Source organism: Streptomyces mirabilis, assembly GCF_039503195.1.
Classification (GTDB): Bacteria; Actinomycetota; Actinomycetes; order Streptomycetales; family Streptomycetaceae; genus Streptomyces; species Streptomyces mirabilis_D.
This window is the reverse complement of record NZ_JBCJKP010000001.1, coordinates 146,550-161,465: the sequence shown is the minus strand read 5'-3', so window position 1 is coordinate 161,465 and position 14,916 is coordinate 146,550. Positions and strand designations below refer to the sequence as shown.

10 protein-coding genes and 6 pseudogenes are annotated in these 14,916 nt (G+C 66.0%); 7 read left to right on the top strand and 9 right to left on the bottom strand.

Annotated features, from left to right (window positions below; translation table 11 throughout):
* Nucleotides 1-89 precede the first annotated feature (89 nt).
* Together AAFF41_RS00900 and AAFF41_RS00895 are read left to right on the top strand one after the other, a co-directional pair.
* Nucleotides 90-290: pseudogene (locus tag AAFF41_RS00900) on the top strand (transposase); the annotation flags it as partial.
* A gap of 142 nt (nucleotides 291-432) precedes the next feature.
* A pseudogene (locus tag AAFF41_RS00895) lies at nucleotides 433-633 on the top strand (ATP-binding protein); the annotation flags it as partial.
* An 18-nt stretch (nucleotides 634-651) separates the two neighbouring features.
* Here AAFF41_RS00895 and AAFF41_RS00890 read toward each other — a convergent pair.
* The 3 genes and pseudogenes from AAFF41_RS00890 to AAFF41_RS00880 form a co-directional block, all read right to left on the bottom strand.
* On the bottom strand, nucleotides 652-966 hold the full coding sequence (locus AAFF41_RS00890; RefSeq protein ID WP_343323229.1) for a hypothetical protein: 315 nt from the start codon (nucleotides 964-966) through the stop codon (nucleotides 652-654).
* A gap of 270 nt (nucleotides 967-1,236) precedes the next feature.
* Nucleotides 1,237-2,481 carry an IS110 family RNA-guided transposase gene (locus tag AAFF41_RS00885; RefSeq protein ID WP_343323228.1) on the bottom strand — a complete coding sequence of 415 codons (1,245 nt, stop codon included), beginning with the start codon at nucleotides 2,479-2,481 and terminating at the stop codon, nucleotides 1,237-1,239.
* Nucleotides 2,482-2,959: 478 nt separating this feature from the next.
* Nucleotides 2,960-3,556: pseudogene (locus AAFF41_RS00880) on the bottom strand (LLM class flavin-dependent oxidoreductase); the annotation flags it as partial.
* A 426-nt stretch (nucleotides 3,557-3,982) separates the two neighbouring features.
* Here AAFF41_RS00880 and AAFF41_RS00875 point away from each other — a divergent pair.
* Nucleotides 3,983-4,132, top strand: a pseudogene (locus AAFF41_RS00875) (IMP dehydrogenase); the annotation flags it as partial.
* Here AAFF41_RS00875 and AAFF41_RS00870 read toward each other — a convergent pair.
* Nucleotides 4,122-4,478 (bottom strand): DUF4158 domain-containing protein, encoded by a 357-nt coding sequence (locus AAFF41_RS00870; RefSeq protein ID WP_319754669.1) that lies wholly within the window; start codon nucleotides 4,476-4,478, stop codon nucleotides 4,122-4,124. The pseudogene AAFF41_RS00875 and the gene AAFF41_RS00870 overlap by 11 nt on opposite strands.
* Between AAFF41_RS00870 and AAFF41_RS00865 the strand changes: the two genes are divergently transcribed.
* Both AAFF41_RS00865 and AAFF41_RS00860 read left to right on the top strand, forming a co-directional pair.
* Nucleotides 4,472-4,786, top strand: coding sequence for an RHS repeat-associated core domain-containing protein (locus tag AAFF41_RS00865; protein ID WP_343323227.1), 315 nt, complete (start codon nucleotides 4,472-4,474; stop codon nucleotides 4,784-4,786). The genes AAFF41_RS00870 and AAFF41_RS00865 overlap by 7 nt on opposite strands.
* A gap of 74 nt (nucleotides 4,787-4,860) precedes the next feature.
* Nucleotides 4,861-5,358, top strand: a complete 498-nt coding sequence (locus AAFF41_RS00860; protein WP_343323226.1) for a toxin glutamine deamidase domain-containing protein — start codon at nucleotides 4,861-4,863, stop codon at nucleotides 5,356-5,358.
* 892 nt (nucleotides 5,359-6,250) lie between these two features.
* Here AAFF41_RS00860 and AAFF41_RS00855 read toward each other — a convergent pair.
* A pseudogene (locus AAFF41_RS00855) lies at nucleotides 6,251-6,364 on the bottom strand (IS5/IS1182 family transposase); the annotation flags it as partial.
* 542 nt (nucleotides 6,365-6,906) lie between these two features.
* Here AAFF41_RS00855 and AAFF41_RS00850 point away from each other — a divergent pair.
* Nucleotides 6,907-8,682: a multicopper oxidase family protein gene (locus AAFF41_RS00850; RefSeq protein WP_319754674.1), complete on the top strand. Its 1,776-nt coding sequence runs from the start codon at nucleotides 6,907-6,909 to the stop codon at nucleotides 8,680-8,682.
* Nucleotides 8,683-8,913: 231 nt separating this feature from the next.
* On the opposite strand, the pseudogene AAFF41_RS00845 reads toward AAFF41_RS00850, so the two are convergent.
* From AAFF41_RS00845 to AAFF41_RS00835, 3 genes and pseudogenes are all read right to left on the bottom strand, one after another.
* A pseudogene (locus AAFF41_RS00845) lies at nucleotides 8,914-10,103 on the bottom strand (IS110 family RNA-guided transposase).
* Nucleotides 10,104-10,400: 297 nt separating this feature from the next.
* Complete coding sequence (locus AAFF41_RS00840; protein WP_343323225.1) at nucleotides 10,401-11,561, bottom strand: ISAs1 family transposase; 1,161 nt, start codon at nucleotides 11,559-11,561, stop codon at nucleotides 10,401-10,403.
* Nucleotides 11,562-11,697: 136 nt separating this feature from the next.
* Entirely contained in the window at nucleotides 11,698-12,495 is a 798-nt protein-coding gene (locus AAFF41_RS00835; RefSeq protein WP_343323224.1) for a group II intron maturase-specific domain-containing protein, read from the bottom strand.
* Nucleotides 12,496-12,590: 95 nt separating this feature from the next.
* On the opposite strand from AAFF41_RS00835, the gene AAFF41_RS00830 reads away from it, so the two are divergent.
* Nucleotides 12,591-13,301 carry an IS6 family transposase gene (locus tag AAFF41_RS00830; protein WP_343323223.1) on the top strand — a complete coding sequence of 237 codons (711 nt, stop codon included), beginning with the start codon at nucleotides 12,591-12,593 and terminating at the stop codon, nucleotides 13,299-13,301.
* Nucleotides 13,302-13,421: 120 nt separating this feature from the next.
* Here the strand turns inward: AAFF41_RS00830 and AAFF41_RS00825 are convergent, their stop codons facing one another.
* Entirely contained in the window at nucleotides 13,422-14,465 is a 1,044-nt protein-coding gene (locus AAFF41_RS00825; RefSeq protein ID WP_425526225.1) for a hypothetical protein, read from the bottom strand.
* Nucleotides 14,466-14,916: the final 451 nt, after the last annotated feature.

The window sequence follows — 14,916 nt, the reverse complement described above, 5'->3', positions numbered from 1 at the left end:
GGGAGGTCGCACCGGCAAGGCGCGGTAGCGTCATGAGAGCCCAAAATGAAGTCGACGGCGAACGTCCGGTTCCCCTGCCTTTCAAGTACCGCCGACTGCTGTGGAAGCGCGGCATCAAGCCCCTCATCGCCCGCCGCGGCGTCACCCACGGCTCCGGCCTGGGCAAAGCCCGCTGGGTCGTCGAGCGCACCTTCGCCTGGCTCCACCGGTTCAAACGACTCCGGACCCGCTACGAACGCCGCGCCGATCTCCACCAAGGCCTCCTGGAGCTGGCCTGCAGCATCATCTGCCTCAGGCGACTCCGTACGTCATTCCGCCAAGTCATTGCCGGAGCCCTGAAGAACGGGTCCCGGCAGCCGGATGTCGGAAGGACTGGGCGGCGCCGTCGAAACGCCGCTGGTCGAGCCGCTGCCTCCCCGCGTAGGCGGGGGCGCCGCCTACGAACGCCGGTCGGTGATCGTCACCTCGAACCTGCACCCCTCAGGCTTCGATTCGATCATGCCCAAGACCCTGGCCACCGCCGCCGTCGACCGGCTCCTGCACCATGCCCACATCGTCCTGACCGAGGGCTCCAGCCTGCGGTTGACCCAGGCCACGAGCGGTCAGGGGGTCATTCCGTTGGCTTCGTCATGAGTGATCAACCACCAGCCGTCAGAACGTCCCTTTGCCTCCGGTCACCCGGCCAGCCAGGGGCTGCCGGAACTCGTCGAACAGGCGGAAGAACGTGTCCAGCGGCGGCTCGTCGGGAAGATGCCGCTCAATCGCGCTGGCCCAGCCCAAGGCCATCGGCAGGCCGTACTCCCGACTCAGCCACGAGGCGAACGGTCCGGAGGAGGGATGGAAGGCGAACTCCTCATCCACTCCGTGGACCCGCAGGGCGACTGAGTAGCCGAACAACATCGTGCTCAGCTCTTCCAGCGAGCCGCCACGAACCCACATGCCGGGCCGCAGCCGCACCTGTTCCACGAACTCGAAGGCGTCCCGCCACTCGGCTATCGGCCGGGGCCGCAGTTCCCGATCATCTGGCACCCGGCCACCCTACGCAGAACGCACCCACGGTGATAGCCGCGGGCCAGTCGCCGGAACGTTGAGCCGCGCGGGCGATGAATTGTCATACCGGACAAGGAGATCAACCCAGCAAGGATCTGACGCGTAAATAGATCCTGGTCAGGGCGGGTGTGGGTAGGATTGTGCGCCCGGTGACCGTGGCGGGCCGCCGGGTGTCTGGGCTGCCGGTCAGGCGGCGGCCTCCCTCGGGTTGAGGGTGACGGTGTAGCCGAGTTGGTTGAGCTGGTTGACGGCCCGGCGGGTGGCGCGTTCGGGGTCGCGTTGGGTGTAGTAGGTGGCGCCGAGTTCCTGGTAGGGCACGTTGTCGGTGAGCATGTGCCAGAGCGCGGTGATGATCGAGTGCTCGACGGCGACCAGCGCCCTGAGCGGGCCGCGGCGGGCGGTCAGGCGCTTGTAACGGGCCTGCAGATAGGTGTCTTTGGTTTTCACGGCGCCGAACGCGGCGATGCCGAGGGCGCCCTTGAGGTAGGGGTTGCCGGGCCGGACTTTGGTGTTTTTGGTGCGGCCGGCGGACTCGTGGTGGCCGGGGCAGACCCCGGCCCAGGAAGCGAGGTGTTTGGCGGTGGCGAAGCGGTTCATGTCGCCGCCGGTCTCCGCGATGATCACTTCGGCGACGGCCCGGTTGATCCCGGGGATGGTGTCGAGCAGGTCGAGGGCGCCACGAAAGGGTGCCATTGCCTCCTCGATGCGTTCGGTGAGCTGCTCGATCATCGTGGTGAGCTGGTCGTACTGGTCCAGATGCAGGCGGGCCAGGAATGCGTGGTGCTCGCGGAACCGTCCGGTCAGGGCCTCGGTGAGTTCGGGGATCTTGTTGCGGAGCTTGCGTTTTGCCAGGTCCGCGAGGACCTGTGGGTCGGCTTCACCGCGGGTGAGGGCTTCGAGCATGGTGCGGCCGGAGACGCCCATGATGTCGGAGGCGACCGCGGAGAGTTTGATGCCGGTGTCCTCCAGCAGTTTCTCCAGCCGCTGGACCACGCGGCTGCGTTCACGGGTGGCGGTGGTCCGGGCGCGTGTGAGGTCCCGTAGTTCGCGGACCGGCTCGGGCGGCACGAAGGAGGGCCTCACCAGACCGTGGGCGCCGAGCTGGGCGAGCCAGGCCGCGTCCGAGACGTCCGTCTTGCGGCCGGGTAGGTTCTTGACCTGCCGTGCGTTGACGAGGATCACGTTCAACTCGCCGGCCGGCACGTAGTAGAAGGGCTTCCAGTAGTCCGAGGTCGCCTCGATCACCACCAGCGTCACCCGTGCGGCGAGCAGATGGTCCCGCAGGGCGAGGACCGCGTTCGTCGTCGATCCCCACGTGGTGGTCTCGGTCGTGAAGGACCCCCGCGGCTTCGTGCTCGGGGTACGGACACACGCCTTGGCGTCCTTCTTGCTGATATCGAGGCCCACGCAGCGTTCGTGCAGCACGTCCACGGCCTTGCTCCCTCCCGTGCCCAACAGTCGAGTACGCCGTTCCGGGAGGGCCAGGGTGAATCAGGAATTCTGACGCACGTGCTCACAGCAACACTCCACGGTTCCCGTGGACGGCCCCCAGCACCACGCTGACCTGCGAGCTCGCCGGCATCACAGAAATATCGGTTTCGTCCGGAACGGACACCACCACGATTCCGAACGGCATCACCCCAGGTCAGGGCGGACAGAAGCACCTCCGGCGCGCACTCGGGATTTACCACGCCCCCGGCGCGCACCGAAGGTGCGCTGGATCGCTGACCTGTCCACTCACCCGGATGTCCCACTGTCCGTGGACAGGGGGTGAGCCGACCACTGACGTTGTGCAGTCCGCGGCCACGGCGTCCTCCCCGCGCAGGCGGGGGTGAGCTGGACAACCCGGTCCTCAAGCGCATGCAGCTCCAGTCCTCCCCGCGCAGGCGGGGGTGAGCCGCGCATCGACAGCGCCAACGAAGAGCGGCACCGCGCCGTCCCACTGCGCTGCCCGCCGCATGGGCGCACGGCGCGGCCAGAACCCGCCGATCCACACCGGCGGACCGGGCCGCTGCACGATGGCGGGCAGCAGCGCCACGTCCCGGACTTCGTAGTGCCGGCCGTGGTGGTTCACCGGCTCGCCGGACCAGAAGCGCCCCAACAACTCCAGTCCCTCGTCCAGCCGCTCGGCGAGGAGGCGTTGCTCGACAGTGTCGCCGAAGCTGCGGTATTCGTCCTCGATCGGACCGCCCAGACCCGCGGCGAAGGTCACCCGGCCGCCGCTGTGGTGGTCCAGGGTGGCCACCTGGCGGGCGAGTTGCTGCGGACGGTAACGGGGGACCGGCGTCAGCAGGGTGCCCAGTCGGATCCGTGAGGTCGCCAGCGCGGCCGCGGTCAGCAGCATCCAGGGGTCTCCGAAGGGACGCTCCTGGTGCTGCCGGTGCAGTACGTGGTCCCAGACGAAGAGTCCGTCCCAGCCGGCCTGTTCGGCGGCAGCCGCAACGGTCGCGACGTTACGGGGGTCGGCGAAGTCACCGAAGTTCGGGATGTTGATGGAGAAGCGCATCCCAGCAGGATGCGCATCCGGCCATGAAGCGGCGACTGGATTCGGATACAGGCGGCCTTCACGGCAGACTGCGGACCACGTGCGATTCGTCGGGATCCCCGAAACACAGCCGGCCTGTCGTATTCGGGCAAGGCCGTCTACCGGGTGTTCGCCTCCGTCGGCCAGGAAGCCTTCTTCGAAGGCCACGTGCACGCGCTGCGGGTGCTGGGCGGGGTCCCTCCTACAGGCTCGCCTCCACCCGGGCCCGGGTGGAGGCGAGCCAGCCAAGGCCGGCTGAGAGGTAGGCCCGAAAGGGGCCGTGGGAGGGCGAGGGGGCAACGCAGATCTGCGGCACAAGCAAGCGCTGCGCCGAGCTCACTGCCCATTGGCCACCGCGACGACGGCCTCCGCTCACGGGGTACTGGGGCCCTCGGCGCACAGTGCGTCCGGTTCCTGCCCGACCTGATCCAGCTCATCTGGGACCGCACGATCGACCCCGGCAAGGTCTTCGACCTCACCCTGCCCCTGGAGCAGGCGGCAGAGGGCTACAAGGCCATGGACGAGCGCCGCGCCACCAAGGTGCTCCTCACCCTCTGACACGCCTGCCCATGAGCTCGGGGGCCGCTCCGCGCCACGGCGACGGAGCGGCCCCCGCGGGCTCGTCCGCTACCGTCGACGGCCGGAACCCCAGGGCCTCGCGGATCTGCTTGCGGTGGTACTCGGCAGTCCGGCCGCCCAGCGTGTACTTCGCGAAGTCGGTGGATGGGACCTTCACCAGATCGGCGACGTACTCCACCGCGGCTGTCAGGACCTCTTCAAGCACATCAGGGAACTGGCCCTCCATCTCGAAGAACTTCAGCAACAGGCTGAAGCCGAGCCGGGTCGCCCCGCTCTTGTTCGCCACCAGGTCCCAGTCGCCGTCTACCAGCGTCCAGTTTGCCAACAGCTCCTCTCGGCGAAACCCGCGGCGCGACACCGCCGGCCTGGCCCGACGACAAGGGCTTCCTCGGCAAGCCCACCGACGCCGACACCGGCCTCACCCACATCGGCGCCAGCGAGTACGACCCGGCCACCGGACGCTTCCTCTCCGCCGACCCCGTCCTCGTCCCCGACGACCACGAATCCCTCAACGGCTACGCCTACGCCAACAACACCCCCGTTACCCTCGCCGACCCCACCGGACTCCGCCCCGACGGCATGTGTGGCGGTGCCTCGAGCTCCTGCAACGGTGGTACCGAGTCCTGGACCTAGAGCAGGAACGGCTGGGACTGGAGCTACACCAAGACCTACACGAGCAATGGCACAGTGGGGGTGTAACCGGCACCTTGACCGCGGTAGTCACTCAGACCCAGAACAGCACAACGGCCAAGATCACCTTCAAAAGGGGCCCAGAACCGGTCCCTGTGAAGAAGTTCGGTCTCACAAACATCCTGAGTCATTTGGCCGGCGTAGCCGACGGTGTGATGGCGGCAACCGATCTTATAAATCCGCCTTGCTGGATCATTTCAGATTTCTGCCATTATCACCACGAAGCAACTGGGGATAGTGGCGTCCTGGCCCCCGAGGAGCTGGAAGGTCACTTCGGAAGCACGTTCAGATATCAGGAGGCCGGTGTGGCTGGGATCGCCAAAGAGCTGATCAAGGCAGGCGACGGATCAAGAGGAGTTATCTTCGCCTGGCGAGACGGTTCGGACATAGGTCACTTCTTCAACGCGGTGAACCATGGAGGGAACGTGAAGTTCCTTGACGGGCAAGCAGGCGGATACGCCGACCCAGATTGGGATCACTGGGAATTTATGTGCACGGGGGGTGGTGCGCGGTGATCACGCTGGAGGCCGCCACGCTGGCTGCACAAGAATTCGGATCCCGCAATCTTCCCGAAAACGATGAATTGCAATGGGGATTTCTCTTTCGAGGAATTTCGGAGTCTGGTCTCTACGTGTTCCAGATAACCGTGAATCCACCGGCTCCGAATGGAAGGCCAAGGTTCGGTGGCAGTCCCGGAGTCGTTGTCGACTCGAAGAGCGGGAATTGCCGCTATGTGCGAGGTCACTCGGAGTACAAAGATCTTCTGAGTCAGATAGCTGGCAGAGCATCGTAAGAGTCGAGGCGCCCCGCCAGTGACGGTAAACTGCTTCTGGCGAATCCTGTTGAACTCCTGCAGCCTGACGAGGTCTATTCTCGATCGAACAGGGTGTAGCCTGCCGCCCCCGAGTAGGGGTGACGGTGATCGGCGCGTCCTTCCTCGGCTGGCCGCCCGAATCAGCAGATCTTCAGTGGCCTTTGTCGCGCCCGGCGCGGACCTCCCCTTCCCGGGGAGTGTTCGTGCCGGGCGCGCGGTCGCCAGGCGGAGCCGAAGCTGATCCAGGCCTCGCCCCACCAACCGCCCACTGTTCGGCCTGCGGGACGGCCGGACGATGGGGTACTTGTAGTGGATTAACCCGCCGCCCTCAGTGAACGCGAAGCCGGGGGGAATTTCGCCAGTCTGGAAGTTCGGCATCAGTACTCCTTGTCCGTCACGACTTCGGTGCCTCGGGAAGTGACACCTCGCCGCAGCCCCACAGACCACGGCACGTCGCTGGTCATGACGGGGGCGCCGACCATCTGGTCGGCGTCGCCCCGAACTTCGCGCGTTTGATCCGCGGTGCTTGTGCCGGTGTACGAACAACGTGACGTCCAATAGGCGCCGGGTCAGCCAGTGAGCCCTTTCCAACCTCAGGTTGAGGCGTGGTGAAGGACGACGACAGCCTTCACGATGTTGGTGATCCGGTTGGTGCTGCAGCGGAGCTTGCGTAGCAGGCGCCAGCCCTTCAGGACGGCCATGGCCTGCAGGGCCTCGGCGTGAAAGTGAAATCAGCGGGTTCACCCCAACTTCCGTCGCTGGCGGCATAGGTGACGACATGCGGCAGGCACGGTCGCCAGCGATCATGTGAGTGTCTACGTCCCATGAGCTGGAAGACCATGCCTGCCGTTGCTGAATCATCCCCCATGCAGCTACGGGGAAGGTCAATTCTCCTGCGGCTGCGGCTGCGGCGGACAGGATGAACGGGTTCGGACACGCCAGGTGAGATGATTTTACATGTATTCAGACTGGCCGTAATAATTTGATTCCAACTGCGATGCCTGTCGAATTTCTGCTGAGATCGCCTTAATGAGTGGCCTTCCCAGACCGGAGCGGCGTGCTGCAGCAATGCTCCGAACCGGCCCTGTATGCCTTGAACGTTACTGAGGCGAGGAAGGGGCTGGAGACGATGGTTGGGCGAAGGAAATTCCTCATGGCCGGTGCCATGGGGGGTGCGGCTATGCTTCCACAGGGTGTTCTGGGAGCGCGGGCGTATGCGGGGACGGCTCACGGGGCAGTGTGTCCGGACATGCCGATCACGCATACCCCTGAGCTGACGAGGTATGTCGACCCGCTCCCCAGGCCGTTGCAGGCCGTCTCGGATCCTTCCGTCTATCCGGGCGCCGACTACTACGAGATCACGATGCGGCAGGGCTCGTGGCGCTTCCACCGGGATCTCAGGCCGGCAACCGTGTGGGGTTACTGGGCCAATAACCCGCACGATCCGCACAAGCCAACCGGCATGGGCTATCTCGGGCCGACCATCAGCGTGACCGCGGACCACCCGACGGTCGTGAAATACCGCAACGAGCTGCCGACGACCCACCTGTTCCAGTTCGTGATCGACGCCATTCGCAGCGGGTGCGACGAGCTGACCCCGACCCCTCCGCCCCCCTACAAGTCCATGGTGCCGTTTCCCTCGAATGTCAACGTGTGGAACGTCGTGCACCAGCACGGCGGTTTCACGGCGCCGCAGTCCGACGGCATGCCGCTGCAGTCGTTCAGTCCGGACGGTATCCATGCCGAGTCCTACTCCACCTTGGAGCCGGGCCGGGTCAAACCCAACGAAGCGATCTACGCCTACACCAACCACGACCGTTCGTGCATGCTCTGGTATCACGATCACGGCATGGGGATGACCAGCGTCAACGTCTATGCGGGCCTGGCCGGTCTCTGGCTCATTCGTGACCCCGCCGACGAGCGGCTCGGGCTGCCGCGAGGCCAATTCGAGGTCCCCCTCATCCTGCAGGACCGGACCTTCCACCCGGACGGTTCGCTCGCCTACACCATGACCCTGAGGGAAGGCGAGGACACCCCGGTCGTCAACGGGAAGGCGTATCCCTTCTTGGAGGTCGAGCCGCGACGCTACCGGCTGCGCTTTCTCAACGCTTCGAACGAGCGTTTCTGGCGGCTGAGGTTCGAGACTCAGCCCAGGGACGCAGTGCCTGAGGCCCAACTGCCGTTCTGGCTGATCGGTACCGACGGCGGTTTCCGTGCCCCGTTGCAGATGCTGAACTTCCTGATCTCGCCGGCCGAGCGGTACGACCTGATCATCGACTTCAGTCAGGTGCGCATGGGCACGAAGGTCAGACTGGTGAACTATCATGCGCCGGTCCACTACCCCGGCATGCCGGGCGAGGGGCCGGAAATCCGGGAAATCATGGAGTTCCGGGTCACTAAACCATTGTCCGGAGGCGGGGACAGGTCGAGGCCGCCCAAGGAACTCAGGCTGCCGACGCCCGCACTGGTCAAGCCGAAACCGCACACCCGTCGGCGGCAATGGGTCGTGTACCAGCACAAGCTTTTCAGGACCATGACGTTCAACGCGGTGCCGTTCGAGGCGCCTTCTCAGGACTTCATCGAGGAGGGCTCGACCGAGATCTGGGAGTACATCAATCCCAACCACGACGCCCACCCGATGCACGTCCACCTTGTCAACTTCCAGGTGCTGGACAGGCAGCCGATCGACGCGGCCGCTTACCAGGCCGATTACGACAAATGGATTGACGGTGGCCGCAAACCGAAGGACCTGCCGGTGCTGGAGAACTATTTCACCGGCCCACCGGTACCGCCGGACCCGGACGAAGCACGGTCCAGCAAGGACACGTTCAAATCCTATCCGGAGACGGTGACCAGAATCATCATCCAGGAATTCACCCCGCCGACGGCTACGATCGCGTCCATTCCGGGCAGCGGTACCAAGCTCCCGGCGACGTACATCCACCACTGCCACATTCTCGAACACGAAGACGACGACCTGATGCGCCCGTGGACGATCGTCGGCCACGGCGGCCACGGCCACTGACGGATCGATTGACCCGCGTGCGCCGGTCCGCGCCCAAGGGGCTCGGACCGGCACTGGCGCCATGACCCGGCCCTCCCCTGGATCCTTGCGAGTACCGCGCCCGCAAGAGGACGGATGCTCTGGGTGTACCTGGCGCACTGCGTTGCGGTCAGTAGCTTTCCGTGTCAAACGGCAGCACCATAAGGTCCGGTCCATGGACGCGTTGGCCCCTGTGAACCCTAATGCTGTCTGTCAAGCTCCGAGAGTGGTGGGTGGCAGGGTCTGGTAGGTCCGTCCGTCGCGGAGGAGGGCCCGGAGGACGTTGACGCCCCGGCGGGCCAAGGCCAGAACTGCCTGGACGTGGCGTTTTCCCTCGGCTCGCTTGCGTTCGTAAAACCGGCGGGACTCGTCGCAGTGGCGGATGCTGAACAACGCGGAGATGTAGAAGACGCGTTGGAGTCTGCGGTTGTAGCGCCGTGAGCGGCGGAAGTTGCCACTGATCTTGCCGGAGTCGCGGGGAACGGGTGCGACGCCACCGAAGCCGGCAAGGCGGTCAGCAGTACCGAAGAAGGCCATGCCGCCTCCGGTGGCGGCCAGGAACTCGGCCCCGAGGATGAGCCCATGCCCGGCATGCTGGTGATCACTTCGAAGTCCTGATGTTCGCGAAACCGGGCCTCGATCGCCTTGTCGAGCTCGGCAACTTGCTGGCTGAGGACCATCACCTGCCTCGCCAGCGTGTGCACCATGTGGGCGGTCAGCTTCTCCCCGGGCAGACTGGTGTGCTGGCGCTCAGCGGCGTGGACGACGGTCTCGGCGAGCCGGGCCGGCGTGGATGACCTTTCGGTTACGCAGCCAGGTCTCCAGCCGTTTCACGCCGATACGGCGGATGGCGGCCGGGGTCTGGTATCCGGTCAGCAGCATGAGCGGGCCGGCGTTGGTCAGGTCCAATGCCCGTTCCAGCCCGGGGAAGATGCCGGTGAGTTGGGCGCGGAGCCGGTTGACGCTGCGGGTGCGGTCGGCGACCAGGTCCGTGCGGCGGCCGGTGAGGATCTTGAGGCCGGTGACGGTTCCGTCGCTGGTGCGTAAGGAGTGCAGGTCCCGCCGGATGCGCGCTTGGTCGGCGATGACAGCGGCATCCTTGGCGTCGGTTTTGCCCTCGCCGCGGTAACTCTCGGAGGCGCGGTGGATGGCCCTGCCGGAGATGTAGTACACGGGTGGTCGTGGTTGAGGAGGATCGTGATGGCCAGGGCGGCACCGCCGTCGGCCAGGTCGATGCCCCAGGTCGCATCGTCGCCCAAGGCGAGGACGGCGGTGAGGAGTTCGAGCAGTTCGGGTTCGTCGTTGGCGACGCGTCGTGACAGAAGTCGGCGGCCGCTCTCGTCGATCGCGACGCAGTGATGATGGGTTTTGCCTGCGTCGATTCCGGCCCATATCGTGGCCATGTGGTGCCTCCGTGCGGTGTGCTGCTGGTGCCTGCCACGGACGACCTCGCTGTCGATTCCCTACTCAGCGATCATTCGCAGTTCCTGATTGGCAGCCGAGTCGTCGGGGGGGGGGGGCGCCGGGCGGCCAATCAGTGGAAGCCACAAGCGGCAGAGCTTTTTGAACCACACCCGGCACCCCTGGGCGGGTCAACCATACGAAGGGTTCACCACATCCCACTGAAACGTAGGGAGCTTCTTCAGCGTTGCCTCTCCAGGGCAGGACCTCGGCGTAAAGCGGGTATGACCGTTTCCTGATCATGGAATGTCCAGGATGTGTAGCGGCCGGGTGGCGTCGCGGGCGTTTCTCCTGAGGGTGGCGGCGATGCCGTGACGGCCGACAAGGCGGAGGGCTCCGATGGCGAGGTTGCGCCAGGTGGCCATGGCGCGGGGTGCGTTGCCCGTCCGGAGCTGCGAGGCGTCCTCGTCGAAGGTCCTGTCTCTGACGTGATGCAGCGCTTCCACCGACCAGTGCCCGCGGATGAAGGATGCGAGCTGGGCAGGGTCGGCCTGTTCGGCGCTCAGGCTGGTGACCGCGTACTCCGTCTTGATGCTGATCTTCCCGGTCCTGCGCTTCACCCGGCGGCGCTTGAGTTCGATGGCCTGGGCTGCTCCGGGGAAGAGCAGGCCGGTGACGGTGCAGACCTTGATCCGGCGGATCTCAACTCGGCCGTGCCCCTTCTCGGCTGTACGGTTTTGTAGCGGGATCTGCTTCCAGGGAAGGGACTTCATCTGTTTGCGGAGCTTCTTCTGGTTGCCCTTGACGATCACGATGTAGTGGGCTCCCCGGCCGGTGAGGTACTCGGCGTGCTCGCGCTGGGTGTGCATCGCGTTGCTGGTCATGACCGCTCCGCGCAGGTCGACGTCGTCCAGCAGGGGCTGGAAGCAGGTGATCTCGTTCGTCTTGGTCTCGACGTCAACCTGCCCCAGGACGACGGAGGTCGCGTGGTCGACGGCCGCCAGGAGGTGGATCTTCCGGTCGTGCGCGCGGGGGGCGCCGCGCAGGGACTTGCCGTCCACCGCGATCGCTCGCAGCATCCTCCCGTCGGCCTGCGGGCGTCGGGCGGACAGCCAGCTGCCGACTGCCCGGTCCAGTACATCGCCGTCGACCTTAGTCAGAACCCGGGGGATCGTGGTCTCGCACGGGGCCTGGTGGCGGCCGGTGAAGGGGTCGCGGCGGGCGCCGAGCCGGGCCAGGACCGGCTGCGGAGCGTCGGCCGCCCACTCGCTGATCGCCAGCAGGGAGGTCGCACCGGTCAGTACCGCGGCGGCACAGATGGCGAGCACACCGACCAGGGGATGCATCCGACCCCGTGGATCACGAGGATCGCTCACCGCCGCGAGGCAGGTCAGCAGGCCGGGGCACTCCTGGGCCGTCAGAGGCGAGGCAGGGGTGAGCTGGTCAAGCGCGGCGGGCATGGGGGATGATTCAGCAACGGCAGGCACGGTCTTCCAGCAGGATCATGGGACGTAGACACTCACATGATCGCTGGCGACCGTGCCTGCCGCATGTCGTCACCTATGTCGCCAGCAACGGAAGTTGGGGTGAACCCGCTCATTTCGCTTTCACGCCGAGGCCCTGGGGCGACCCCAAGGTCATCTCCTTCCGAACCTCGGCCCCTGCGGGGGCGATCCAGCGCCGAGTGAAACGGCGCACGCTCTCACCGCACCGGGCTCTCCACGGTCTCTGCCGTTCAAGCGTGGTTGAGTGTCCAGGGGTTGGGGATCGTGTTGCCCCGGTATCGGTAGCGGGTGACCGCGATCGAGACCATGGGGAACAGTTCGATCCCGTCCGCCGAGAGCTTGTGCCACCGGCCGTTCGGTCAGTGAAGCGTCGGCGGATGTCCTTCCACCTCCAGCGATACAGCACCATCCACCAGCTGGTCACCCGGCGCCATACGAACTGGTCCAAGGCTTTCAGGGTGGTCTTGCATACCGCGTGCCTGAAGTAGTTGACCCAGCCGCGCAGAATCGAGTTGATCCTCTTCAGCACGGTCCCCGGGTCCTGCTGCGACGTTCTGTTCGTCAGGGCACGGACCTTGTCCTTCAACTGCCGGATGGGCCTCTCGGCGATGAAGGTGTAGACGTACCACTTGTTCGAGCCCCGCTTGCGGCGCCACTGGATGGGGAACCCAAGAAAGTCGAACCCGTCCGACATGTGCACGATCTGCGTCTTGGCCGGTGACAGCCTCAGCCCGAGAGGGTGCAGAACGTCGGCGATGTCCTCGCGCAGACGGGCGACGTCGTCGTGACAGCCGTCGGCCAGGACGACGAAGTCATCCGCGTAGCGGACGATGCGCCAGTTCGGGCGGCCGTGATGACGGTGATGTGCCCGCCTGCCTCTGGTAGACATCCGCCCGCCCGGCTCCCATGGCTCCATCACGGGCGTCGTCAACTTGGCTGAGATCTGGGATGATCTTGGGGTTGTGAATCGCGGGGAGGGCAGTCTTGGACGCGGGGTCGCCGTCGTATAAGGGGTTCCGGTACCCGGCGGAGATCATTGCCCACTGCGTGTGGCTGTATCACCGCTTCCCGCTGAGCTTCCGCGAGGTTGAGGAGCTCATGCTCGCCCGCGGCGTGATCGTCTCCTACGAGACGATCCGCCAGTGGTGCGCCAAGTTCGGACCCGCGTACGCGGCCGGGCTGCGCCGCCGAAAGCCCCGGGCCGGTGACAAGTGGCACCTGGACAATGTGTTCGTAAAGATCAACGGCGAGCGGCGGTACCTGTGGCGCGCGGTCGACCAGGACGGCAACGTGCTGGACGTCCTTGTCCAGAGCAGGCGCGACGCCAAGGCCGCCAGGCGGTTCATGGCCAAGCTGATGAAGAAGCAGTGCCGGATACCGCGGGCTCTGGTCACCGACAAGCTCCGCAGCTACGGCGTCGCCCACCGCGAGCTGATGCGCTCCGTCGAGCACCGGCAGTCCAAGTACCTGAACAACCGGGCGGAGAACTCCCACCAGCCGACTCGCCAGCGCGAACGCGCCATGAAGGGCTTCCGCTCACCCACCAGCGCCCAGAAATTCCTCTCGGTGTTCAGCGCCGTCTCGCCACACTTCCGGCCCCGCCGCCACCTTCTGACCGCCCCCGATCACCGCGCCGAGATGACCATCCGCTTCACGATCTGGAACAAGATCACAGGCGTACCTGCGGCACCCTGACCGCAGCACCGGCCGACGGCTCCATTCGCCCCGTCAAGCCCAACACACTTCGAACCCCCACCAAGTTGACAAGACCCTTGCGCAGCCTCCACCCGATGCCCTCGGCCTCAAGCTTGCAACCTACCGGGCCGTCACCATCAAGTAGCCGATCTTCTTCACACGGCCGTGGTGGGCGCCAATCGTCACGGGGTAGCGGCCCGGCTTGATGTCTGTACGGACGGTGGCCGTATTGAAGTAGCGGGGGGCATCGCCGTCGGCGCTCTTGCTGGAGTCGCGGTTGAGGTGGAGTACGTGGGTGAACGCGGGTGAGGTGGCGGTCAGCCGTGTGTCCTCGCCCGCATCCGGCTCCTTGTCGTGCCACACGACCGAGACCCGCCCTCCGGGGCGGACCTTGAAGTCGTGTCCGTGACCGCTGTCGGGGCCGCCGGTGCTTGGGTCGTAAAAGTCGGGGCCGTACGCTTTGCCGAGGTAGTCGGGTTCGCCTGGACGGGATTCCCGGACCGTCAGGCCCCTTGCGGTGATGGGGTGGCCTTGCGGACCGTACAGCTCAAAGGTGTAAGGGCCATCCGCAAGGCCGGGTTTGAGCTCCGGCTGGGCCGAAAAGGCCCGAGGGTTGTAGAAGTCGTATGTGGTGTCGTGGACGAGACGCACGGGCCTGGGCAGAGCTGCGGACCGTACGGTGAAATCGGTGCCCCGCTCACCTGGGTACAGGTCGTCGAAGTGCAGCGACACCGACTCCCCGGGGCGGGCCACCCTCGACGACGCCAGCACGGTGAACGACGGGCGCTGGGAGCGCACGACCTGAACCTTGTCGCGGGCCACTGTGTGGCCCGCGACGGTGACCGACAGCGGGTACCAGCCGGGCTTGTCCGACATCGCGAGGGTTGACACGGTCCAGTAGACCCCGTCCTGCCATCGCATCCGTGCGGGTGCAGCGAACGCGCGCGAGTCGGCGGTCACCCCGTCGCGTCCCTGGGTGCGGCTGATGCCGTCGATTCGTATGTCGACCAGTTCCCCAGGGCGGGCGTCGAGCTGGCCGTTCAGGATCAGCACGGGCTCGCGGTGCGTGGCGGTAGACGTGCTCGCGGCGTTGTCCGGGGTCTTGTCCGCCCTGGTCGCGGACACGCCCGGACTCTGCCTCGCTCCGGGTGTACACGCCGACATGGCGCACCCGCACAGCGCGAGACCAGCCGCCGTGACGCCCATGAGCCTGGACCAGTTCATCCTCGCCCCCAGCCTTTGTCGTACCAAAAGACGATGGAATGGCGCTGTTGGTTGTCGGCGGACAGGTCCAGGTTGGTGGGTGGGGCAGGCCGGCCAGGGGACGGCGAGGGGATCGGCGCCTCGGGTGTCTTCTCGCGCGCGATGACGGGGCCACGCGCGACGTCTGGCAGACAAGCTGCCTGGCCGAACTCCTCTGCCGCGTCGGCGATCTCAAGCGCTGGGCCCGCGACCGGTCCTGCGCCGCCTCCGGCTCCACCGGCCTGGAGCGAAAGGACCGCTGTGCGGGTAGCATGACTGCCCCCGTGTCCGTGTGCAGCGGGGATGCAGTGTGTCCGGGGCAGGGATCGTGCCTGGTGGCCGGTGGGTGGGTTCGCAGTGCCGGCTGTTGTTG

Coding starts and splice junctions, on each gene's coding strand:
- AAFF41_RS00850 (WP_319754674.1), top strand. CDS start 6,907: ATGCCGATCACGCATACCCCTGAGCTGACGAGGTATGTCGACCCGCTC.
- AAFF41_RS00840 (WP_343323225.1), bottom strand. CDS start 11,561: ATGCCCGCCGCGCTTGACCAGCTCACCCCTGCCTCGCCTCTGACGGCC.
- AAFF41_RS00835 (WP_343323224.1), bottom strand. CDS start 12,495: ATGTCTACCAGAGGCAGGCGGGCACATCACCGTCATCACGGCCGCCCG.
- AAFF41_RS00825 (WP_425526225.1), bottom strand. CDS start 14,465: ATGTCGGCGTGTACACCCGGAGCGAGGCAGAGTCCGGGCGTGTCCGCG.